This window comes from Chengkuizengella axinellae, from assembly GCF_030730905.1.
GTDB classification, from domain to species: domain Bacteria; phylum Bacillota; class Bacilli; order Paenibacillales; family KCTC-33759; genus Chengkuizengella; species Chengkuizengella axinellae.
Genome location: NZ_JAVAMP010000002.1, coordinates 189,635 through 212,165, shown reverse-complemented (window position 1 = coordinate 212,165; position 22,531 = coordinate 189,635). Strand labels below are relative to the sequence as shown.

Annotated in this window: 21 protein-coding genes and 1 riboswitch; of the genes, 4 read left to right on the top strand and 17 right to left on the bottom strand. The window is 34.4% G+C overall.

Annotation, left to right across the window (positions count from 1 at the left end; translation table 11 throughout):
- Positions 1 to 18: 18 nt before the first annotated feature.
- The 4 genes from Q5Y73_RS06565 to Q5Y73_RS06550 form a co-directional block, all read right to left on the bottom strand.
- A complete protein-coding gene (locus Q5Y73_RS06565; protein ID WP_305991061.1) occupies positions 19 to 360 on the bottom strand; it encodes an N-acetylmuramoyl-L-alanine amidase in 342 nt (113 codons plus the stop codon).
- A gap of 125 nt (positions 361 to 485) precedes the next feature.
- On the bottom strand, positions 486 to 1,022 hold the full coding sequence (locus Q5Y73_RS06560; protein WP_305991060.1) for a spore maturation protein: 537 nt from the start codon (positions 1,020 to 1,022) through the stop codon (positions 486 to 488).
- A gap of 43 nt (positions 1,023 to 1,065) precedes the next feature.
- Complete coding sequence (locus Q5Y73_RS06555; protein WP_305991059.1) at positions 1,066 to 1,653, bottom strand: nucleoside recognition domain-containing protein; 588 nt, start codon at positions 1,651 to 1,653, stop codon at positions 1,066 to 1,068.
- Complete coding sequence (locus Q5Y73_RS06550; protein WP_305991058.1) at positions 1,647 to 2,777, bottom strand: D-alanyl-D-alanine carboxypeptidase family protein; 1,131 nt, start codon at positions 2,775 to 2,777, stop codon at positions 1,647 to 1,649. Before Q5Y73_RS06550 ends, Q5Y73_RS06555 begins: the two co-directional genes overlap by 7 nt.
- A gap of 139 nt (positions 2,778 to 2,916) precedes the next feature.
- On the opposite strand from Q5Y73_RS06550, the gene Q5Y73_RS06545 reads away from it, so the two are divergent.
- Positions 2,917 to 5,460, top strand: a complete 2,544-nt coding sequence (locus Q5Y73_RS06545; protein WP_305991057.1) for a hypothetical protein — start codon at positions 2,917 to 2,919, stop codon at positions 5,458 to 5,460.
- A gap of 56 nt (positions 5,461 to 5,516) precedes the next feature.
- Here Q5Y73_RS06545 and Q5Y73_RS06540 read toward each other — a convergent pair whose 3' ends face one another.
- The 10 genes from Q5Y73_RS06540 to Q5Y73_RS06495 all read right to left on the bottom strand — a co-directional run bounded on the left by Q5Y73_RS06540 (position 5,517) and on the right by Q5Y73_RS06495 (position 15,571).
- A complete protein-coding gene (locus tag Q5Y73_RS06540) occupies positions 5,517 to 5,759 on the bottom strand; it encodes an ATP synthase subunit C-like protein (protein ID WP_305991056.1) in 243 nt (80 codons plus the stop codon).
- 192 nt (positions 5,760 to 5,951) lie between these two features.
- Positions 5,952 to 6,395 (bottom strand): GerW family sporulation protein, encoded by a 444-nt coding sequence (gene ytfJ / locus Q5Y73_RS06535; protein WP_305991055.1) that lies wholly within the window; start codon positions 6,393 to 6,395, stop codon positions 5,952 to 5,954.
- Positions 6,368 to 7,048 (bottom strand): DUF2953 domain-containing protein, encoded by a 681-nt coding sequence (locus tag Q5Y73_RS06530; RefSeq protein ID WP_305991054.1) that lies wholly within the window; start codon positions 7,046 to 7,048, stop codon positions 6,368 to 6,370. Before Q5Y73_RS06530 ends, ytfJ begins: the two co-directional genes overlap by 28 nt.
- Before the next feature lie 134 nt (positions 7,049 to 7,182).
- A complete protein-coding gene (gene scpB, locus Q5Y73_RS06525; RefSeq protein ID WP_305991053.1) occupies positions 7,183 to 7,791 on the bottom strand; it encodes an SMC-Scp complex subunit ScpB in 609 nt (202 codons plus the stop codon).
- Positions 7,760 to 8,536, bottom strand: a complete 777-nt coding sequence (locus Q5Y73_RS06520; protein ID WP_305991052.1) for a segregation and condensation protein A — start codon at positions 8,534 to 8,536, stop codon at positions 7,760 to 7,762. The genes scpB and Q5Y73_RS06520 overlap by 32 nt, the downstream gene beginning before the upstream one ends.
- Positions 8,537 to 8,545: 9 nt before the next feature.
- Positions 8,546 to 9,016: a 6,7-dimethyl-8-ribityllumazine synthase gene (ribH, locus tag Q5Y73_RS06515; protein WP_305991051.1), complete on the bottom strand. Its 471-nt coding sequence runs from the start codon at positions 9,014 to 9,016 to the stop codon at positions 8,546 to 8,548.
- Positions 9,017 to 9,066: 50 nt separating this feature from the next.
- The gene (locus tag Q5Y73_RS06510; RefSeq protein WP_305991050.1) at positions 9,067 to 10,275 is read right to left on the bottom strand and encodes a bifunctional 3,4-dihydroxy-2-butanone-4-phosphate synthase/GTP cyclohydrolase II; all 1,209 of its coding nucleotides are present in this window, start codon (positions 10,273 to 10,275) and stop codon (positions 9,067 to 9,069) included.
- A gap of 118 nt (positions 10,276 to 10,393) precedes the next feature.
- Positions 10,394 to 11,050 carry a riboflavin synthase gene (gene ribE, locus Q5Y73_RS06505; RefSeq protein WP_305991049.1) on the bottom strand — a complete coding sequence of 219 codons (657 nt, stop codon included), beginning with the start codon at positions 11,048 to 11,050 and terminating at the stop codon, positions 10,394 to 10,396.
- Positions 11,050 to 12,162 carry a bifunctional diaminohydroxyphosphoribosylaminopyrimidine deaminase/5-amino-6-(5-phosphoribosylamino)uracil reductase RibD gene (gene ribD, locus Q5Y73_RS06500; protein WP_305991048.1) on the bottom strand — a complete coding sequence of 371 codons (1,113 nt, stop codon included), beginning with the start codon at positions 12,160 to 12,162 and terminating at the stop codon, positions 11,050 to 11,052. The genes ribE and ribD overlap by 1 nt, the downstream gene beginning before the upstream one ends.
- A gap of 301 nt (positions 12,163 to 12,463) precedes the next feature.
- A riboswitch (FMN riboswitch) is annotated at positions 12,464 to 12,625 on the bottom strand.
- Positions 12,626 to 13,234: 609 nt separating this feature from the next.
- Positions 13,235 to 15,571, bottom strand: coding sequence for an immune inhibitor A domain-containing protein (locus Q5Y73_RS06495; protein ID WP_305991047.1), 2,337 nt, complete (start codon positions 15,569 to 15,571; stop codon positions 13,235 to 13,237).
- Positions 15,572 to 16,000: 429 nt separating this feature from the next.
- Between Q5Y73_RS06495 and Q5Y73_RS06490 the strand changes: the two genes are divergently transcribed.
- The 3 genes from Q5Y73_RS06490 to Q5Y73_RS06480 all read left to right on the top strand — a co-directional run bounded on the left by Q5Y73_RS06490 (position 16,001) and on the right by Q5Y73_RS06480 (position 18,603).
- Positions 16,001 to 17,236 carry an MFS transporter gene (locus tag Q5Y73_RS06490; protein ID WP_305991046.1) on the top strand — a complete coding sequence of 412 codons (1,236 nt, stop codon included), beginning with the start codon at positions 16,001 to 16,003 and terminating at the stop codon, positions 17,234 to 17,236.
- Between the two features lie 59 nt (positions 17,237 to 17,295).
- Positions 17,296 to 17,853 carry a bifunctional transcriptional activator/DNA repair enzyme AdaA gene (locus tag Q5Y73_RS06485; RefSeq protein WP_305991623.1) on the top strand — a complete coding sequence of 186 codons (558 nt, stop codon included), beginning with the start codon at positions 17,296 to 17,298 and terminating at the stop codon, positions 17,851 to 17,853.
- Positions 17,854 to 17,964: 111 nt separating this feature from the next.
- Positions 17,965 to 18,603, top strand: coding sequence for a DUF975 family protein (locus tag Q5Y73_RS06480; RefSeq protein ID WP_305991045.1), 639 nt, complete (start codon positions 17,965 to 17,967; stop codon positions 18,601 to 18,603).
- 281 nt (positions 18,604 to 18,884) lie between these two features.
- Here Q5Y73_RS06480 and Q5Y73_RS06475 read toward each other — a convergent pair whose 3' ends face one another.
- The 3 genes from Q5Y73_RS06475 to Q5Y73_RS06465 all read right to left on the bottom strand — a co-directional run bounded on the left by Q5Y73_RS06475 (position 18,885) and on the right by Q5Y73_RS06465 (position 22,508).
- On the bottom strand, positions 18,885 to 19,316 hold the full coding sequence (locus Q5Y73_RS06475) for a peptidylprolyl isomerase (RefSeq protein WP_305991044.1): 432 nt from the start codon (positions 19,314 to 19,316) through the stop codon (positions 18,885 to 18,887).
- A 34-nt stretch (positions 19,317 to 19,350) separates the two neighbouring features.
- The gene (lysA, locus tag Q5Y73_RS06470; RefSeq protein WP_305991043.1) at positions 19,351 to 20,685 is read right to left on the bottom strand and encodes a diaminopimelate decarboxylase; all 1,335 of its coding nucleotides are present in this window, start codon (positions 20,683 to 20,685) and stop codon (positions 19,351 to 19,353) included.
- 347 nt (positions 20,686 to 21,032) lie between these two features.
- Entirely contained in the window at positions 21,033 to 22,508 is a 1,476-nt protein-coding gene (locus tag Q5Y73_RS06465) for a spore germination protein (protein WP_305991042.1), read from the bottom strand.
- Between the last annotated feature and the right edge of the window lie 23 nt (positions 22,509 to 22,531).

Sequence of the window (22,531 nt, the reverse complement as noted above, 5' to 3'; positions counted from 1 at the left end):
GATACATCACCTCAAGGACTAATGATATACATTATCAGAAGAAATCACAAGGTCAGACCAGGGAAAGTCTTCTCCTGGACATAGATGTGTATGCCCATAAACATCATGAATAGAAAAAGCATGAAGAGTAGACAGCCGTATAATCAGTTTTTTTAGTAAAAATAATTGTTCATTAACAGTTAGCGGAATTTCCTTGACTTCGGTAAAGTCTCCTTCTATACATATATGGATAAACTCTGAATCAAGTGATGCTTCAGAAGCTGGAATAATACTCAGGTCTTTTGTAATGTAATAGTCATATCCTTTCCCATTGATGGAAGGACAAATAGAGTGGTGGATAACGATGCCTTGATATACCATAAATCACCTCATATCAACTGATGTGAATACAGTATATGAGTGTAAAATAATTTGCGTGAGAAAAAGCTCCTCCCAATTTGTAATGGAAGAAGCTTCTTGGACAGTAGCCAGTTTATGACGATTACTTAATTGCCAAACACGAAAAAACAAATAATAATTGCTGCGGCAAAACCAACCATATCGGAGATTAATCCTACCTTGAGAGCGTAGCGCGATTTTCTAATGCCTACTGCTCCAAAATAAACGGTCAAAACATAAAGTGTGGTATCTGTTGAGCCTTGTACAGTAGAAGCAATCCTCCCAATCATAGAATCTGGACCAAACTCTTTGATTAAATCTGTTGTAAATGCTAGAGAACCAGTTCCGGTTATAGGTCTTAGTATTGCTAGTGGGAACACTTCACTCGGAACACCGATCAAATTCAAAACAGGCTGTATAAACCCCAGCATTAAATCCATTGCTCCAGATGCTCTAAAAACACTGATAGCAACCATCATACCTACTAAATGAGGAATAATTTTTATCGCCGTATCAAATCCATCTTTCGCTCCATCTACAAAAGATTCGTAAACAGGGACTTTTTTGGCTACTGCATATATTGAAATAAAAACAATGAATACAGGAATAGCCCATAATGAAATTGAAGTTACTACCCCATTCATTTAATCACCTTCAGTACTGTAAATTCTTACATTATAATTACTTTCATTCATTCCTCAAAGATTTTCTTTGATACCATTTATCTACTAATATAGCAGCAGTTGTAGAAATAGCCGTAGCCATTAATGTAGTCCCAACGATTTCAAAAGGATCCATAGACTGATTTGCCATTCTTATCCCAATAATGGTAATTGGTATAATTGTAATGCTTGACGTATTAAGTGCTAATAATGTACACATTGCCGTGCTTGCCGTATCTTTTTTTGGATTTATCTTTTGTAATTCTTCCATTGCTTTAATCCCCATTGGAGTTGCTGCATTGTTTAAACCAAGCATATTAGCGCTCATATTTGACATAATGTATCCAATTGCAGGATGATCCTTAGGGATTGTTGGAAATAAAAATCGAACAACCGGACGAAGCAAGATAGCTAGTTTCTTCAACAATCCTGCATCTTCTGCGATTCTTAGCAAACCAAGCCAGAGAACCATAAAGCTGATTAAACTAAAACAAATCGTAACACCCGTTTTTGCACCTTCAAATACTGCTTCAGAAAACAATTCAATATTTCCTTGTAATGCTGCGGCAATGAACCCAGCCACTATGAAAAATAACCATATATAATTTACCATGTGAACAATTCCTTCACTAAATTTATTAAAACTCCTAAATAAGTTGAGGATGGATAAGTTTCTTGTATATTTAGATTACTTTCCTTCGCTTGTTCGAATATAGGAACTGAACCAATCTTGTTATCATTTAACATGAATTCCAAACTACCTCTATTACCAAGTCTATAGTCCACAGATTCAGGAATCACCAATTTTAATTTTTGATTTAGATTTGCAATCTCCTCCTGTGTTAGTGGATAGATAAAGGGTTTACCAGCAACATATGGCTGACCTTGAATGGATTCTCCTTCTTTTATAATGTAATGTTCAGGATAAGTTTCAAATCCATAATCCAATAACCGACTGTGATCCACCCAATCATGCGGGTCATTTAAAGTTACAACTGCGAGCTGCTGACCATTTTTTGTAGCTGAGGAAACCAAACAACGACCAGCATTTTTTGTATACCCTGTTTTAACTCCGTCAGCGCCTTCATATAATGAGAGCATTTTATTCTTGTTGTACCATGTATAATCCCATTCTTCATGAGGATTAGGGACTTTTTTCACCTTCGTCCCAACGATCTCTTGAAAAAGAGGATCATTTAAAGCATAAGCTGTCAATCTAGCGATATCATTTGCCGAGGAATAATGTCCTTCCTCATTCAAACCATGGGGATTCATAAAGTGTGAGTTTTGCATACCAATTTCGTCCGCTTTTTTGTTCATTAAGTAAGCAAAACCTTCAATTGATCCACCTACATGCTCAGCTATTGCGGTTGCAGCATCATTTCCCGATCTTAGCATTAAACCGTAAATCATGTCCTCCAGATTCATCTGCTCTCCTAATTTCAAATAAATCGAAGACCCTTCTTTTCTGTAAGCATTTTTACCTACGTTTACCTTACTAGCCAAATCCCCTTCTTCAATCGCTACAATTGCAGTCATAATTTTTGTAATGCTTGCAATTAGCATTTGTTTATCGCCATCTTTATTGGCTAAAATACGACCAGACTCCACATCAATCAATGCATAAGACTCAGCTGAAGTAGGGACTTCAGATGAAGCTTCACTATGAAATGAAAAATAGGGGGTTGTCAGACTGATCATTAATACTAAAACGACAAGTACATGTAACCTTTTCATAACTGCCTCCATTTCTCTATCCGATGGTTGTACTATTATTTGTACATGTATATGCTTGTTCTACTAGGTTATGTTTTCTATTTTTTTCAAAAGAAAGGTTCACTTTATGCTAAAATCATATAAAGAAAGGGGGAATATGATGAGCAAAAAGACTTCATTATTATTTACTTTATTCATTTTTACGTTTCTGATTTCCAGCATGATTTGGTATTGGGGAAAAGAAAATGAGACTTTTGTTACTGATTTAGAAAAGAAAACTACCGAAACAATAGAGGAAAATGAAATTATTCAAGAAACTTCTAGAGCCATTCCTGATTGGCAGGAAATTCAAAGTTGGAATAGAGTAAACGACACACCTCTATCTTATACTTACACTGAAGATCCAATCGTATTATTCGTTGATGATGATAAAGGTGCACTTTATGTTCAATCTAATGAATTGAGGTATATCTTTCCAACAAATGAAGGGTTAGACGTTATCAATTTATTAGCTTTCGAACAAACACTAGATGATATGAAGTTTTGGATTAATGATTCGCATATTTTAATGGGTGGAGAAAAAATGGATCATGAGGGGAATAAAACACCTATTTGGTATTCTGTAGATTGTTCAAATCTTGAAGGGGCACTTCCTGAGGTTACTAAAATTATTGAAAATAATTACTCAGCGGGTGAGGTTCTTACAATGACTTACGTTAGTGAGCCTAATCTCTTTTATATGACAATTGACGATGAAATGTTTGGTTTTGATGAGCTCATTTATCAGTCAGGACAACATCAATTTGAAAATTTACAGTTAGAATTTATGAATGATAATAATGGGAATAGTTATATTGAAGCAAGGGAGCAATATGAGCTCAGGAAACCTAATCGACAATCTAAACCTGATCAATTTGATCAATTTCAAACATTTGTATTTACAGAAAATAATACAACAATATACACTTTTGAAGATGTTAGAGGAACAATCATTTACTTTAAGCAAGATAGTAATCTCCAATTCAGAAGGTATGTTGATTATAAGATTGATGAATTTAAAATGATGTTTGATGGTAATGGAAAAGGTTATCCGATTGGACTAGTCACAGATGCTCAAGGTAAAAACTTCTTCGTTTTACCTACAAAAAATGACAACAGACTCTCACAAAACTCACTATTATGGAAGCAAGATGAATGGAACATATTTTTTAGTTATCGCGATAACGTTTCCTTCTATAAAATCAAAGAGGATGAGCTCCATTTCATTCGTTACAAATATGATTGGGATGAAGATATATATCAGTTCAAGAGCAATATTTATTCTTTAAAAGATGTTACATTCATAGAGCAGTCCAATACACTATTCAAATTTGAAACAGCCGATGGTTATCAATACTTATCATTATATGATTTATCAAAATATGTTTCACCTGTAGAGCAAATAGAACAAACATTACATAAAAATCATTCTCTATGGGTTCACGATACTGATTTAAAATTAATGGATGAACTCGAAAAAAAGGATACTGAACCCGAAAAAATATTAGCAGAGCTTCCATCACAATTTTTTCCTATAGATGAAGAACTGTTTCCTGAAACATTACTACAAGCCGAAGATAAAATATGTCTATTTGGATGCGGAGATATTAGTTTTGAAGCTACGAGAAAAGAAATTTCAAATCAATGGTATGTCATTAGTAGAACTTCTTTGTATACATTACAAAACGGTGAGTTAATTGAAATCGCTGATCTTCCGATTAAAACTTCAAATCATATGGCTTTTGAATCCTATTTATATGTAAAGACTGCTCAAGACTTTACTAAATTCGATGAGAATTGGTTTATTGCAGATACATATAGTCATCGCATCTTAAAATTAAATGAGCAATTTGAAATTATAGGTGAGTATGGAGTGCATTTACCTGAAAAAATAAATATGAACGAGGAAGGTCATTTGCAGATTGAGAGCATTGCTGGTGTTACATTTTTAGATACAAATTTAAACCTAATAAATGCACAACTAAAAGAGTTTCACCCGCCTATAAGTAATATAGTGGAGGAAAAGAGTTTTGATAAAGATCATCTTTATCAAAATTCTGAAAGCAATATAAAATGGTTTTTATATTATAATACGCTCATCCAATATAATACAGATACTGGATTATACAGAAATTTTTTCGTTGGTTCAAACTATGCTGCAAACTCAAAACCTAGACTAATTAACATGAACCAGCAAATTTCGATTTTATTCGATGATCGGATGTTAATTTTCAATACAGAGGGAAATTGGCTCAAAACTATATCTTTTCCAAGAAGTTCTAAAGAGGGGGATGGGACTTCATTTGGAGAAAGTACTTTCTATATAGACGAACAAAATGGAGTCATATATTTAATACAAGGTTATAAATTATTAAAAATTAACATTATCACTAATGAAGTAAGTACATTATTTCATCAAAATGATAATTATTTAGGAAATTTACTTTATCATCAAAACGTTATGTATTTTTCAGTACATTCCGGTCCTAATGAAAATGAGTTAATCATATTTGACCTGAATAAAGGTGATTTTAGAAGAATTAAAATAGAAACAGACTATTATACAAAACAATTACAAGCTGGTAATGACCAAGAGACAAAGATCATTTTTTCAGATCAATTTGGTGAATCATGGAAAAGTGTATTATTGAGCGCACTGCATTAAAGTAACTATAACAGAAGAAGGTGGGCATTCGTCCCACCTTCTTTATTCTTTATTCTTTATTCTTTTGCAATTTTTAATAATAAAATGGACACAGTAAATGAGGCCAGCACTGTTGTCAGCATAAATAAATTACCTAATAATAAAGTAACTGTAATTTGATCTGCAACTTCAGGTTGTCTTGCAATAGCTTCAACAGCAAAAGCAGTTGCATTTCCTATTCCAATCGCTGCACCGAGCCCACCTAATATAGCAATCCCTGATCCCAGTGCGGCTAGACCCTTTAAGAAATATTTGTTCATTCTTTTTATCCCCTCCTTTTCTTTAGATATAGCTATTTTATTCATATCTAATGAAACAGCCTGTATGTTTGTCCCAAGGAAATAGACCATTTCTTGATAAATGATAAAAAGACAGTAGGGGATATAGAAGCATAAAAAAACTACTCATCAATAGTTTTGAGTAGCTTCTTTATGCCCTACATTTTATTTTTCTTACATCATCGGTGGCTCAGGATCATGTAAATGATCATCTTCTTTTTTTTCTTCTTTTTTAAACATAGATTGTAATTTTTCCATCAAATGAGGTGTAGAATCGATGATCCGTTCAAATAGATGAGTTTGATTATCCAGCGATACAAGTTGCACTCCATCTTTATCAACTACTAAGAATGCGATTGGAACGATAGAAACTCCCCCTCCAGCTCCTCCACCAAAAGGCATTTTTGTCTGAGTTTCTGATTCCTCCGAATCACCTTCGTTATGAATAACAAATTCACTTCCTCCGGCCGCAAACCCAAATCCCACTCTCGAAACAGGCAAAATAATACTGCCACCAGGCGTTTCTACAGGATCGCCAATTATCGTATTCACATCCACCATTTCTTTTATATTTTCCATCGCTGTTTTCATTAAACCTTGGATAGGATGTTCTTCCATGTTTTGAAGCCTCCCTTTGCTTTTAACATACGAATCATAAAATATATTCCAACAAGAATAGCATGTGCTATCCGAATTTTAAGTATACATTCCACTTCAATATAGATATCATTTTTATTGTATAAAGGATTTACTTCTAAATGAGGCTGAGCATCCATTCTGATTTTATTCACAAAAGAGCTTAAGACATTGCTGTTCACTCCCCATACAATTCCTGCAATCATTGCAGTTTCGGGAGCTTCCCCAACCCCGATGCTGGTTTTCCATTTTAGATGAGTACAATGAACATAAGACATAGATTGTGAGATCCATTTATACATTCCTACAAAATGTGTGACTAGTTCCTTTGTATGTTTCAAATAATCCCATATGTTTTTGGGTGTAATCAAAGAATCAGCTTGAGGCTCTTCATTAGTTTTCGATTTTGTTCGAGTGGATTTAAGCTCCACCCCTTCAAAAACATTCCTAAATTCAACAAGTGAAATTTCATAATTATAATGAAATAAACGTCTTAATAAATAAATATCAACTGAAAATCGATCATCCTCATGAATTCGTTTAAACGATATATTCACTTGTATAAAGGTGGAAATAAACCATATAAAAAAGATGGTTAGTATGCAAATTATGACGATCCCCCAAAACCAAAACATTAAAATATACCTCCCGCTAGAACATGTTTACAAAAACATCCAATAAGGTTAGTATAACTTTCCAAGTTTTTTTCATACACATACGCAAATTAAAAAGCTCTAAACCATTTCATTTGGTTTAGAGCTTTTTAATTTTAATCCTTATCATCAAAATCATTCATTGTCATTTGCTGCATTCCCATTTTTTCAAGAAGCTTTTGTGTTTCTTCCTCTAAGTTATCGTGATTTTCAAACGTGTCTTGATCAGGTAAATCTTTCAGGCTATTGATGCCAAAATAATCTAAAAACTGTTTTGTTGTTCCGTACAATATGGGCCTTCCCAGAGTCTCTGCTCTTCCTACACCATGGATTAGTCCTTTAACGACTAAAGTATGAATAGCACGATCAGATTTAACACCACGAATGTCTTCTATTTCAACTCTAGTTATAGGCTGTTTGTATGCAATAATTGCTAAGGTTTCCAATGCAGCCTGTGATAATGTAGCCCTTGAAGGAGAGTGAGCCAAACGCTGAAAATACGGAGCATGTTCAGACCTTGTAGTAAATTGATAAGAACCAGCAAGCTCTAATATTTGAATGCCCCTCTTTTTCTTTTCATAATCTGACTTCATGCTCTTCAACACATCGATTACTACTTTATCCTCTTGTTCGAGTACTTTTGCAATTTGTTTTACATCGATGCCTTCATCCCCAGATACAAACAACAAACCCTCAATAATCGATTTCATCTGTGTTGAGTTCATGAGCTTCCTCCTTGTCTATGTATTCAATCACGATGTCATCAAATGAACCATGCTGATAACAAATTATTTTTTTCATTTTCATTAATTCTAATAACCCTAAAAAGGTTACTATTATAAAATCCCTGTTAACATCATTTTTAAACAGAGTGGAAAAAAGCACTTTACTTTCACTTTGTTTAAAAAAACCGATCATTTCAAGAATACGATCCTTTACAGAAATTTCATCTCTTCGAATGGTAGCAACTGATTGTCTTCTCTCTACTTTTTTAATCACTTTGCTAAATGCAATAATCAAATCAGCAAGATGTAATCCTTCAACTGGATTTTCTACCGTCTCAGAGATGAAATGACTAAGATCATCAGGTTCTTTAGAATAGATTAAACTCCGTTCCAGCTCTTGATCTCTTAAATGATCCGCAATGGATTTATATTTTCTATATTCAATTAATTTTCGCACTAATTCTTCTCGTGGATCTTCCATATCTTCTTCATCTAATTCCAAATCAATAGGCGGTGGTTTAGGAAGCAGCATTTTACTTTTAATAGATAAAAGCGTAGCAGCCATCACAAGAAACTCACTGGTAATTTCCAGTTCAAATTTTTCCATTTGTTTCAAATATCCCATGTATTGTTCTGTGATTTCCTTTACAGGGATATCATATATATCTATTTCAGATTTGTCGATTAAATGAAGTAATAGGTCAAGCGGACCCTCGAATTTTTCTAATTTATATTGTACAGACAAAGCGCTTCATTACCCTTCAAATTGTTTACTTAAATTTGCCATTTCAATTGCCGCCGCTGCAGCTTCCCAACCTTTATTCCCTGCTTTTGTACCTGCTCTTTCTACCGCTTGCTCAATTGAATCTGTTGTAAGCACCCCAAATATAGTTGGAATACCTGTTTTTAGATTAATTCCAGAAACTCCTTTAGCTACTTCACTGCAAACATAGTCAAAATGAGGAGTAGAGCCTCTAATTACTGTACCTAAGGTTATTACAGCATCATATTTATTGGATTGAGCCATTTTTTGAGCAATAAGGGGAATTTCAAATGCACCTGGTACCCAAGCCACATCTATTTCATCCTCTTTCACCCCATGCCTTTTAAGTGCATCAAGCGCACCACCTAATAATTTAGATGTGATAAATTCATTGAAACGCCCTACTACGATTCCATATTTTAAACCTTCTGATACTAAGTTTCCTTCATATATGTTTGTCATAATTATTCCATCTCCTAGTTCTATTTTCAATTTTCAAATTATATTTGTTATTAAAATTTTAATAAATGGCCTAACTTACTCTGTTTCGTATGCAGATAATTAGTATTATCCTCATTTTCTTCTATTTGTAAAGGAATACGTTCGACAACTTGCATGCCATATCCTTCTAGTCCTGTGATTTTTCTTGGATTATTCGTTAACAAACGGATTTTTCTCACTCCAAGATCTTTCAGAATTTGCGCACCTATGCCATAATCTCTAAGATCTGGAGCAAAACCTAATTTCAAGTTTGCATCCACAGTGTCCAGACCTTGCTCTTGCAATTCGTATGCTTTTAACTTATTGATTAACCCAATACCTCGACCTTCTTGTCTCATATATAAAAGAATGCCAGATCCTTCTTCATGAATTTGTTTCAATGCAGCCGCTAGCTGTGGTCCGCAATCACATCGGTGAGAATGAAATACATCTCCTGTTAAACATTCTGAATGCACACGTACCATCACGGGCTGATCACTATCAATATTTCCTTTTACTAAAGCAACATGCTCTTTTGAATCTACAAGGTTTGTATAAGCTACAGCTTTAAACAGTCCAAAATCAGTTGGCATTTTCACTTCTACTTCACGGTTTACAAGCTGCTCTTTTTCATTTCTGTATCGAATTAGATCTTTTATCGTAATTAATTTAAGATCAAACTTCTCTGCAATCTTTTTCAAGTCAGGCAATCTTGCCATTGTACCGTCTTCTTTAATGACTTCACATATGACAGCTGCTGGAGACGCTCCACATAAACGTGCCAAATCAATAGCAGCCTCTGTATGCCCTGCTCGTCTTAAGACCCCACCTTTTTTAGCAACTAAAGGGAAAATATGTCCAGGTCTGCGGAAATCCTGGGGTTTTGCTTTCGGATCTATAAGTGCTTTGATTGTTCTGGATCTTTCTGGTGCAGAGATTCCTGTCGTTGTATCCATATGATCCACGGAAACAGTAAAAGCAGTTCCGTGAAAATCTGTGTTCTGCTCTACCATTGGATGTAGATCCAATTTTTGAGCCTTTTCCTGTGACACAGGCACACAAACCAATCCTCTTCCTTCTGTAATCATAAAATTAATGACCTCTGGTGTTGCTTTGTCTGCTAAAGCAATGAAATCTCCTTCATTCTCACGATCTTCGTCATCCACTACGATTACTACTTTTCCTAACATTAAATCATAAATCGCTTCTTCTATTTTATCTAATTTAATTGGCTCCGTCATTTCTAAATCCTCCTTCACAAATTAAAATTCAACATCAACTTTTTTTAGTTTCAGACCCCGAAAAGAAATAGGCATATGCTACAATACTACATGCTTCACTTCACCTTTTTGGGTGTTATTATATAAATCCGTTTTCCACAAGCAGTTGCTTAGAAATATTGTTTTCGGTTTTATTCTGTTCCTTATTGCCTTTCATTAAATGGTGAATATATTTCCCTAAAATATCACACTCAATGTTTAAAGTATCTCCTGGGAATTTATACTGCAATACCGTTTCCTCTATAGTATGTGGAATAATGGAAACACTAAATGTTGTACCTGTTACATTTACTAGCGTGAGACTTATTCCGTCTAACGTAATAGAGCCTTGCGGGATAATATATTTAAAAATATCTTGCGTAGATGGCTCTATTGTAAACACAACTGAGTTTTCTTCGTTTTCTCTACTTTTAATTACACCTGTACTATCTACATGCCCTTGAACAATATGTCCTCCGAAACGGCCGTTTGCAGCCATTGCTCTTTCTAAGTTGACTTTGGACCCAGCAGACAATTGAAATAAGTTTGTTTTTCGAAATGTTTCAGGCATAACATCCATCGAGAATGAAGACTGGTCAAACTGAGTTACTGTTAAACAAACTCCATTTACAGAGATGCTGTCCCCGAGGTGAATATCTTCAAGCATTTTTTTGCTATTTATGGATATTATCATCGTCTGTGAATGTTTAGTAATGTTTTTAATCGATCCAATTTCTTCTATAATTCCAGTAAACATTAGATCTTCCCACCTCCATAATTAGGATACCCTGTAATACATATATCATTTTTAAAGGTTTTTGTTTGCATGTTTTCTAAAACAATCGCCTCACTCATTTTTTCAAATCCTGTAATACTAAAGTTATTTGGTGCAAGCTCGCCTCCGATGATTTTGGGAGCGTAAAATAAAATGATTTTATCGATTAGCTGTGCTTCAAGCATAGCCCCATTCAAACGCCCTCCACCTTCTAATAAAATAGAACCAATTCCTCTTTCAGCTAGTTGCTGTAAAGCCAATGGTAAGTTGACCTGTTCTTCATTTCCACATTTCAATACTTCCGATCCTAGCTTTTCAAATTGTTTTATTTTATTTTCAGATACATTTTCAGTTGATAACATGATTGTTTTTACCGTGTGATCTTGCACTACTTTTGAAGATATTGGCGTTCTTAAATTGGAATCTACTACAATTCGTATAGGGTGTATTCCTTCAACAACCAGTCTCGTAGTAAGGGACGGATCATCTGCAATGACTGTCTCCACTCCCACCATGATCGCTTGATGTTGATGTCTTAATGAATGGACATATTCACGTGAGCCCTCATTTGTAATCCACTTGCTGTCTCCTGTTTTAGAGGCAATTTTACCGTCTAATGTAGATGCTGTTTTTAAAGTAACAAAAGGCATTTTTGTAGTAATGTATTTATTGAACATTTCATTCAATTGAATTGCTTCTTGCTCCAACAATCCGACTTCGACATTAATTCCAGCATTTTGTAATATTTGAATACCACGACCAGCTACATTCGGATTGGGATCTTTACAAGCCACCACAACTCGTTTCACCTTTTCTTCTACTAAACGCTCGGCGCATGGAGGCGTTCTTCCATGGTGGCTGCATGGTTCAAGCGTAACATAAACAGTACTGTCTTCAGCTTCTTCTCCTGCCATTCGTAAAGCTTGAACTTCTGCATGTGCTGTACCCATTTTTAAATGGGCTCCCATACCGACTACCCTGCCATTTTTGACTATGATGCAGCCTACAACTGGATTTAATTCTGTCTGCCCTTTTGTTGTTTCAGCCATTTGTAGTGCTAATTTCATATAGGTTTCATCATTTAATTGATTCACATGTTCACCATCCTAGTTCTAATTTAAACTATAAAATGAATTTATTCATTTAAAACTAAAAAGCCCCTTTTTAAAAAAGGGGCTTAAATGGTATGTGAAAGCTAATGACTTCAATAAATTTATATGTGAATTGCATGAAGCACAAAATAAACTTATTTACTTTGTGAAAAAAAGTACATAAAGATACCCAAAAACTAACAATATCTTTGATTTATATTTTCAACAAAGTACTCATAGGAAAATAAGATCTATAAAGCCTTGATTAAGACAATATAAATTCACATCCTAAAAAGTCTTTTACGCCTTCCTTCTCCCATCCAGACTTTACTGTCGGCTCTGGAGTTTCACCAGATCCACCGGTTATGAAATGAAACATAACACGGGTCACGGACTGAACTATTTTACGGGTTCCGTAAAAAGTATCACCGCCGGTTGGGAATTCCACCCTACCCCGAAGGAAATGTTATTTACTTTAAAAAACTCACTTGATATAAGAATACTACCACTAGTTGAAAAAAAATGCAAGATGTTTAAGATTAAGCATTCTACTTTACATTCAATTTACATTCAACATTACATTTATTATACCAATAAAAGAGAAAAAATTGTGATAAATTTCTTTTTTCTAACTGATAACTATGCCATGAAGTAAAACTATTTCTATACTGTTTTTCTAGTTGGAAAACTTTCTTGTCTAACTATTCACTTTTTATAACTATCCTATCTGACAATTTATTATTAGTTGCTAAGTAGATTAAATATCATTTATGAAACTAAAATTGACCATTGGTAAAAGTTATGTATAAAAATAAAATAAACAGTATAAATATGTAGATTTAGAGAATTAAACATGTTAAAATAAACATAATCATTTTTTTCCTTTTATTTTGGGTGATAATATGAAGTTAAGTGCTTTCATTTGTCACCTCTTTTTCTTTTTTTAAAGGAGATTACACTAACATATAACAAGAATATTTATGAGTTACCCAAATAATCATACTTTTCTGCATATAAATAACCTCTTGAGTTAATATCTCAAGAGGTTATTTTATTTCGTTATATCAAACTTATTTTAATCTTTAAAAATGATAATTTTTGCTGCACTTAAATCATCACTTTCACCAATTACACGTACCTTCAAACCATATTCAGGAACATTACGTCCTGCATCTGGAATTTGGGAACTAATATATGATACACTATCATCAAACATGGGCTGAATCGCAGTATGATTATCCTTAATTGTTTCATTAGATAATTCTAAATACATACCTTCATCTTTTTGAAGTCCAAAAGTAGCATCATGAACTTGATATCTAGTAATCGCAGGAGAATTCTCACTTGTCTTTACTACATTTTGATCGGCATCAACTACACCTAGGAAACCATCCCCAGGGTGATCACCAACTAAATTAGCATCAAAGGATTCATCTGCATACCAAATTAACAAACCTGGTTCAAATTCCATAACACTATCACCACGACTAATGTGAGATAGCCCTTCGTCAACACCATCATGACTTCTCCATTCAAGCAAATAATAATGCTTAAATTCTATCGTACCATCACTTTTATCAAAACCATCAAATTCAAAGGCACTTTCTACCTCTGCATCATCAAACACTACAACTTCTCCATCAAGTTCGATAGAAATATCGTCTACATAAAATCCTGGATCAATGTAAGCAACATCTGTCCAATAATTGAATCTCAACTCGATTGCTTTTCCTGCAAAGTCTGATAAATCGAACTCTCCGTCAACCCAACCATCAGAGTGACCTGTAATTCCATAACCAGGGTTTTGATCATTTGGATCAGAATCTGTAGTTAAGTTTCCTGGGATTGACACCCATTCATTAGAGCCTTCTTCTTTCACTTGGATGGATGCATAATCCCAATCCAACTCAATTTGATACCAAGTTTTAAATGTTAACAAAGCACTTGAAGCAGCTGTCAAATCTAGCGAAGTTGACATTGAGTTGTTTATTTCGTCACCTTTACCACTGAAATATTCATATTCACCACTAAATGGTTCGTTAAATTGTTTTACTTTGTTTGGTAAATCGATACGTACTGCATCGTCATTAGTACCTTTAGAGTTAGCTTGATCTAAAAGAACTTCAATTCCATCTTCATCAATATCATCGATATGAACTGTTGTTCCTGTCAACCAATTTCCACCCATTGTAGCTTGTAGAAACTCCTTAGCCCATGCACTGAATCCAGTCGGTTCAGTTCCTGGAACAAGACCTGCCCAGCTTCCGCTTGACATAATGGACCAATATGAAACTGGCTCACCTTGTCCTGTGTAGAAAATATCATATTCATCCGGTAATCCTAAATCATGTGCATATTCGTGTGCAAATACTCCAGTAGCACCTGTTTCTGGTTGGATCGTATAATCATATGCTGCCATTTCTCCACCCCAGTAATCTGCATCAGCCGATGTTCCTGGCATTGAGAATACACTGCGCAAATTAGAACGATGTGACCAGATCGCATCTTCTCCTAAACTACCTCCACCAGCTTCTTCACCAACACTTGCATGAACTACCATTAAGTGATCAACTAGACCGTCAGGCTCGCGTAAATCTCCATCACCATCTAAATCATAACGATCTTCTTGATCATATTCTTTCAAATCAATTGTTGGGTCTTGACTTACTGCTAATAAAGCTTCTCTGATTAAATCTCTTGGATTTTGATCATTGTCAGATGCATTATTTGCACCATAATATGCTGCTTCATGCTCTGCAGTATACCAACCTGCAACTTGTCCATCAATTGTATAACTTCCACCAGACTGCTGCTCATAAAACTGTTTCATAGAGATTAAAGTTTCTCCGTTTGGTCCAACATATCCATTATCCCCAAACGCCATGTTTGTAAAATGTTCTACACTGTAATCTTCATAGTACATATCTGTTTCATCAGGTTGAATGTTGTTGTGAGGGAAATCTGGAAAATCTATTAATAGAATAAGAACATTATCTTGTCTTTCTTTTCCATTCCATTTCTCAAGTTTCACTGAATCCACTTCATCTTTTTGTCCTAGTTTATTTCCTTTTCCGTTTAACAATCCATTGTTTGATGCTTTGTTCATCAATGTGTCATTACGTTTCTTTTCAAATTCTGCTAATTCACCTTTTTCTGAACTATCAGAATGTGAACGGTTACTTAAGTACTTTGATAAAGCTTTATATGCTTCTTCAGTGCTTGCATCCTGATCAATCGTACCATTCTTCTTCAACATTTCTATTAATCTCTCATCATTTGCTACTGATAAATCAAACGTGCTAGAAGTAGATTGTACGTCCGTAGCATTTACGCCAGCTGTAATTGATCCAGCAAAAATACTAGCTCCTAGAGCCACAGACATACAAAGAGGGAATAACTTCTTTTTTAACATAAATATACCTCCAATGATATAGTTAAATTCTAGTAAATAAAAAAACAAATAAGCATGATTATGTAGCCCATAAAAAATCATTATGGAAACTATTAGTTAATCAAAGCCAATTCACGTTGGATGATATGGAAATGTAAGCATAATCAATGTCATCACCTCCTTGTATTACCATGTTAACACATTCCTGAATGGATAACTTATGGTGCGTTAATTCATTACCACAGTCCTTCTTTACTCCATTTACTCATTACCAAAATAAAATTATACAGCTGAAAATAATCTTTTTGACTACTATTTCAGAGATTTACAACTACAACTAAAGTCGTAGAAAAACTAAAACTTACGTCGAATGTTTGTTGAGATATATCTAAGTATAATAAATACAGCTACATATTATACATTATTGTTTAGAAAGTAGGTAAACAGACGATGAATCGTTCCTTTTATGCATTGGTTGTTAGTCAAACTGCTACAAACCTCGCTTTTGCTTTGTATACAATGACTATTGTTTTGCACCTAAAAAATGAAACAGGATCTACTGCACTTGCTACAATTGTCACCTTAATTAGTATGGTTAGCCATATGTTAAGCAGCATATATTTACCAATGATATCTGACAAATACAAATCAACCTCCATATTAAAGTTTTCACAATGCATGCAACTTTTGATTTTACTAGGGTTATACACGTTAATGAATCAAAAACTATCGTTCACTATTTTCTTGTTATTATTTTTCTTATTAGCTGGTATGTCATTTTTTAATGGATTTTTTTCGCCATTAAAAAGTTCAATTGTACGTTCCGTCGTAGTTGAAACTGAAAGAGTAAAGGCAAACAGTTTTATATCTACAATTGATCAAACCTTTTTATTTGCAGGCTGGACATTTGGTGCACTCATGTTGGCACTGTTTGGTAAAGAATTTACTTTGTTTTTTACATTTTTTCTAACTTTATTATCCATGTTCAGTTTATTATTCATTAAAGGCATCAAAGATACAGAAGTTCATATAAGAGAAAGCATGATCAAAAAGCTAACCACTGGGTGGAAATTATTGTTTCAACATAAAGGAACAAGGGTATTAGTGTTCATGGACATCATGGAATCATGGGTAGGCACCATTTGGATTGGTGCTGTCACTTTAACTTTTGTGCAAGATGCATTAGGAAAGGGAGACGCTTGGTGGGGTTACATTAACGGTGGGTATTATCTTGGAACAATTGTAGGAGGCCTCTTAGTCTACCGCTTATCAAGTTCAATGAAAGGGCGCTTAACTTTATTTATGTTAGCAGGTTCAATGTTGTTTGGTTTACTGACCGTTATTTATGGATTTACAACAAATGCTTACTTTGCACTCTTGTTAGTTGTATTCATGGGACCTTCTTATCAGATTAGGGATTTAGCGCAAGAAACGATGTATCAAAATAGTGCAGATGAAAAAACATTAACAAAAATACTAGCTGCAAAATCCACCCTAATTCAATTCATCTTTATCTTCTCTATCATGGGTATTGGTATATTAACTGATATCATCGGTGTGCAGTTAGTTTATATATTTTCTGGTTTTATATTGTTATCTTCATCGCTATTTGGTTATATATACCTTGTTCTAAGGAAGGAAGGAACGAAGCTTGAACACGAAAATAATAAATCAAATAATTATTGACTTTTGTCACTACAAGTAAATTCCTTATTGAGATATACTAAGCAAAAAGGAGGAAGGCAATAGTGGAAAGTCAATATTGGGATGCCATTGTATCAAACGATAAATCATTCGACGGTGTTTTTTTCTATGCAGTAAAAAGCACACATATTTTTTGTCGTCCATCTTGCAAGTCTAAAATACCGATGCAAAAAAATGTAAATATATATGATACTGCTATCCAAGCAGAACAAAGTGGATTTAGACCCTGTAAAAGGTGCCGACCAACTGATGAATCATGGATCGATTCCTCAGAGGATATTTCAAACAAAGCGATTAAATATATAAAGAAACACTTTCAGGAAGAAGTTCATTTAAATCAAATAGCAAAAGCAATTGCTATAGATCCTTTTCATTTAGTTCGTACTTTTAAAAAACAGACAGGAAAAACCCCGCTTGAATACTTACAGGAATTCCGTGTAATGAAAGCAAAAAATGCGCTTGAGAATACAGATCAAACGGTTACTGAAATAGCTCTTGACCATGGTTTTAATAGTACAGCTTATTTTTCAACCGTGTTTAAAAAGTCTACAGGGTGCACACCATCACAATTTAGAAAACAACAAGCCTTCAATGTTTGAAGGAATTGTTTGTAAATGTATCTTTTTACCATTGTTCTAGATGTGAATGTACTGATAAGATAAAGTTCATATCCATCATTTACATTATAAACAAAGGAGAAGAAGCACCAAATGACAATTAAAGAAATAAAAAAGCATGCCTTGGAAGCTTTATCAGGAAATTGGGGGATTGCAATCCTAGTATCAATAGTAGTATACGGAGGATTTTTCTACTTCATCCCCTATCTTTTACAAATTTCATTAAGTGGTTGGATAGGGCGAGAGTTATCCTGGGTAGAGTTAGAGATGTTTAATATCCCTTTACAGTTATTGCTCATTCCATTAACTGTAGGAATATCTTGGTTTTTCCTTGAGTTAAGCAGAAAACAAACCATAAAATTCAAGGATATATTCATTGTTTACTCAGACTTAAGACTTTCATTGAAAATGGTCGGCCTCTCTATACTAACAGGAATCCTAGTATTGTTATGGGCTTTATTGTTCATCATTCCTGGAATTGTTAAATCTATTGCATATTCACAAGCTTATTACATCCTTAAAGATAAACCTAATCTATCTATACTTGAAGCAATTAAAGAAAGTAATAGGATCATGAAAGGGCATAAATTAGATTATTTTCTACTAATGCTAAGTTTCATAGGATGGATGATTTTAAGTATATTTACACTTGGAATTGGCCTCATATTCCTATCTCCATATGTGGATACATCTCGAGCAACTTTTTATCTTCATATCAGCAATGAAGATTAAACATCAATAACCTCAAAAAACAAACATTAAAAACAGTGAAACCTTCACTGTTTTTTTAGATGTAAAAAGGAGTTAATCAACAAATGAAATTACATAATTTGAAATTAATACTGTAATTCATCATTTTATTATCCATCGTTTTATCGAATGTAAATAAAAAGTAAACTTTGAAAAAAGATACTTATTTTTTGGTTGTTGATGAATTTAATACGAATATCATCAAGATAAAAAGCCCAACAAGAAATTATTAATTCTTGCCGAGCTTTTTATTGTTGGTCTTTTTACTTTTCAGAAACCGTCACTTCTGACATTTTATCGCCTTGTTTAATCGCATCTACGAACTCCATACCCTTTGTTACTTTTCCAAAAACAGTATGTTGACCATCTAAATGCGGTTGAGGTTGATAACAAATATAGAACTGGCTCCCACCTGTATTACGCCCAGCGTGTGCCATAGCCAATGAACCACGTTCATGTTTGTTTGGGTTGATCTCACAATCAATTTGGTATCCTGGACCGCCTGTACCTGTTCCATTAGGACAACCTCCCTGCGCAACAAAACCAGGAATTACACGATGAAATATAAGCCCATTATAAAAACCCTCATTTGCTAATTTTTCAAAATTTGCTACTGTATTCGGTGCATCCTTTTCAAATAAATCAATTAGGATCTCTGCGCCGTCTTCCATTTTGATCTTTGCCTGTTTGTCCATTACGATCACTCCTATTTATATGATTTCATCATTTTTATGATTTGATTGCTTCTTGTTTGCGTAAACGTTCAGGAATCACATCATTACCTACAATGTCCTCATGGCTTTCTCGTTTTACAACCAAATTTGCTTCACCATCTTTTACAAACACTACTGCTGGTCTGCGAATACGATTGTAATTACTTGCCATTGCATAATTATATGCTCCTGTACATGAAACTGCAAGTATATCACCAGATTCTACTATAGGAAGATCGAGATCCCAGATTAACATATCTCCACTTTCACATGCTTTACCAGCAATAGAGACTACTTCTTCATTTTGGTCATTTGCACGATTGGCCAACATTGCTTCATATGGAGAGTTATAAAGTGCAGGACGAATGTTGTCTGTCATCCCTCCATCTACTGCTACATACTTTCTTACCCCAGGAATATCTTTTTGTGTTCCAACGGTATACAACGTTGTACCAGCTTCACCTACAATACTTCTGCCTGGTTCAACCCAAATTTCCGGCATAGGGTATTCATTTTTTGTAAAGTTATCTTTAATCGCATCAGTGATCGCTTCTACATATTCTGGTACTGGAAGTGGTGTATCTTCATTAGAATAACGAATACCAAACCCTCCACCAAGATTAATCACATCGTACTCTATGTTTAGTTGCTTACGAACTTCTACTGCAAAATCTGCAACTCTTTCAACAGCTAATTTAAATCCTTCAACTTCAAAAATTTGCGAACCAATATGAGAATGCACACCTAATATAATGATATTATTTAGTTGTGATGCTTCCTCCATTACTTTCATAGCCGAACCATTTCCAATATCAAAACCAAATTTGGAATCTGTTTGACCAGTGGAAATGAACTCATGCGTATGAGCTTCAACACCTGGAGTAACACGGAACAAAGCTTTTACTTTCTTCCCTTTTTGTCCAGCAAGTTCATTTAATAAATGCAGCTCCACAAAGTTATCCACTACGAAACAACCAATATTTGCATCTAACGCCATTTCAATTTCAAAAGGTGTTTTATTATTTCCGTGGAAATGAATTCTCTCAGGAGGGAAACCTGCCTCTAATGCAGTAAATAATTCACCATCAGATACTACGTCCAAAGAAAGTCCTTCTTCCTCCATCACGCGGCAGATTGCTTTAACACAAAATGCTTTACTTGCATAGGCAACTTGAAATGTTAATCCAGACTCACGGAAGGAATCCATATATTCACGACATCTTTGTCTAACTAGTTCTTCATCAACAACGTACAAGGGTGTTCCAAATTGTTTTGCTAATTCGGTTGTATCACACCCACCAATTTCTAGATGTCCATTATCATTATTCCTACTTGTACCATGTAAATACATTGTTCTATTTCCCCTCTTCCGAAAATTTCATTTTATTATTAATAAATTATCACAACAAGGAGTATAAAACAATAAGGCATTCCTGTAATCTTCAAATCATCCTAAAACAATTTCACCAAATTAATGTTTTAATGTAAAAAGCAGAGGAAATTTTTTTAGCCTTATTTTTTGTGATTTTAAAAACAATCAATTTAAATAAAGTACTTTTTTTCCTTTATTTCAATAGGATATGGTTACATCTTTTAAATTATGGAATAACCTATCCTTTTTCATGTAACACAATGAAGAGGGGATTATTACATCCCCTTCGTTACATCACTATTTAAAATGCAATCAACCTTTACCCTTTAAGTCGGTTGTTTAGACTCATCTTGTGGATTTGTAATACTTGGGCGTGTATTATCATGCGTAATCGGTTTACGTAATACAATGGTGAAAAATGCTTTTGCATCAAAAGGAATAAACGGCCACAGATATGGGGCATTAAAGGATCTTGTAAATACCAGAATTAATATAATCAAAGTTGTTCCAATGATAAGACCTGGGACTTTGAAAAAGGCTACAATGATCAATAAGATCAATCTAACCATTCGGTTAGCTAACCGCAATTCATAGCTAGGAGTAGCATACATCCCCATCATGGCAAGCGCTAAATATAAAATCACTTCATAAACAAATAAACCTGTCTGAACCGCAAATTCACCTAAAACAATAGCGGAGATTAATCCTAATGAGGTCCCCAGTGCTGTTGGGGTATGAATTGAAGCCATCCTCATGAGATCAGCACCAATCTCTGCTAACAGAAATTGAATCAGAATAGGAAGCTCACCGGTTTTTTTGGGACCTAAAAATTCTAGAGCATCTGGTTTGAGACTTGGCTCTATAACAAACAGAAACCAAACAGGTAATACAAAGATGGAAGCAAAAATAGCTAAGAAACGAACCCATCTTAAATATGTACCTACAAATGGAGAATCTGTGTACTCTTCAGCATGCTGTACATGATGGAAAAGAGTTGCAGGCAAAATCATTGCACTTGGTGATGTATCCACAAACAAAATGACATGTCCATCTAAAAGATGCGCAGCTACAACATCTGGCCTTTCAGAATATCTAACCAAAGGATATGGGTTCCACCCTTTTCCAAAAATAACTTCTTCCAGTTGTTTATTCGCTACAGGAATTCCATCAATTTTAATTTTCTTTATTTTATCTCTCACAGATTCCACTAATTTCTTATCTACAATATCATCTAGATAACCTATACACACATCGGTTTTCGTTCGCTTTCCAACCTTCATGACCTCATATGTCAAATTTGGATCTCTTAATCTTCGTCTGACTAACGTGACATTTGTAAGCATAGTTTCCACAAAGCCATCTCTAGAACCGCGAGCAACCTTTTCTAAAGTTGGTTCATCAATGCTTCTAATCGGGAAAACCTTGGCATCCATAATGATACAGCTTGTTTCTCCATCAATAAAAAAAGCACTCATTCCTGATAAAACACTGATTACCGCTTTATTCAAATCTTCTTCTACTTCAACTTGAATATGCGGAATATATTTTTCCAAAAAACTTCTTAAAACTTTCGGAACCAATTCTTCTCTGTTTAAATAAGAGAGCCGCTTTAAAATTTCAGTTAAGACTTCGTCCTTTGCAAAACCATTAATATATAATAACCCTGTTTTTTTAGTCCCGAATTCCATTTCTCTAAGCAAAACATCAAAGCTGCTGTCTAAACCAATGTGTTCATTCAGTGCTTGTTTGACACTTTCTAAATCTTTTGGAATCGGCAACTTTTCATTGTTTTCATTCGCCATCCTTTACTTCCTTTCGTGATGCA

Bases quoted from the DNA above. Each gene is read 5' to 3' on its own strand.
- Q5Y73_RS06565 (WP_305991061.1), bottom strand. From the start codon at position 360: ATGGTATATCAAGGCATCGTTATCCACCACTCTATTTGTCCTTCCATC.
- Q5Y73_RS06560 (WP_305991060.1), bottom strand. From the start codon at position 1,022: ATGAATGGGGTAGTAACTTCAATTTCATTATGGGCTATTCCTGTATTC.
- Q5Y73_RS06555 (WP_305991059.1), bottom strand. From the start codon at position 1,653: ATGGTAAATTATATATGGTTATTTTTCATAGTGGCTGGGTTCATTGCC.
- Q5Y73_RS06550 (WP_305991058.1), bottom strand. From the start codon at position 2,777: ATGAAAAGGTTACATGTACTTGTCGTTTTAGTATTAATGATCAGTCTG.
- Q5Y73_RS06545 (WP_305991057.1), top strand. From the start codon at position 2,917: ATGAGCAAAAAGACTTCATTATTATTTACTTTATTCATTTTTACGTTT.
- Q5Y73_RS06540 (WP_305991056.1), bottom strand. From the start codon at position 5,759: ATGAACAAATATTTCTTAAAGGGTCTAGCCGCACTGGGATCAGGGATT.
- ytfJ (WP_305991055.1), bottom strand. From the start codon at position 6,395: ATGGAAGAACATCCTATCCAAGGTTTAATGAAAACAGCGATGGAAAAT.
- Q5Y73_RS06530 (WP_305991054.1), bottom strand. From the start codon at position 7,048: ATGTTTTGGTTTTGGGGGATCGTCATAATTTGCATACTAACCATCTTT.
- scpB (WP_305991053.1), bottom strand. From the start codon at position 7,791: ATGAACTCAACACAGATGAAATCGATTATTGAGGGTTTGTTGTTTGTA.
- ribH (WP_305991051.1), bottom strand. From the start codon at position 9,016: ATGACAAACATATATGAAGGAAACTTAGTATCAGAAGGTTTAAAATAT.
- Q5Y73_RS06510 (WP_305991050.1), bottom strand. From the start codon at position 10,275: ATGACGGAGCCAATTAAATTAGATAAAATAGAAGAAGCGATTTATGAT.
- ribE (WP_305991049.1), bottom strand. From the start codon at position 11,050: ATGTTTACTGGAATTATAGAAGAAATTGGATCGATTAAAAACATTACT.
- Q5Y73_RS06495 (WP_305991047.1), bottom strand. From the start codon at position 15,571: ATGTTAAAAAAGAAGTTATTCCCTCTTTGTATGTCTGTGGCTCTAGGA.
- Q5Y73_RS06490 (WP_305991046.1), top strand. From the start codon at position 16,001: ATGAATCGTTCCTTTTATGCATTGGTTGTTAGTCAAACTGCTACAAAC.
- Q5Y73_RS06480 (WP_305991045.1), top strand. From the start codon at position 17,965: ATGACAATTAAAGAAATAAAAAAGCATGCCTTGGAAGCTTTATCAGGA.
- Q5Y73_RS06475 (WP_305991044.1), bottom strand. From the start codon at position 19,316: ATGGACAAACAGGCAAAGATCAAAATGGAAGACGGCGCAGAGATCCTA.
- lysA (WP_305991043.1), bottom strand. From the start codon at position 20,685: ATGTATTTACATGGTACAAGTAGGAATAATGATAATGGACATCTAGAA.
- Q5Y73_RS06465 (WP_305991042.1), bottom strand. From the start codon at position 22,508: ATGGCGAATGAAAACAATGAAAAGTTGCCGATTCCAAAAGATTTAGAA.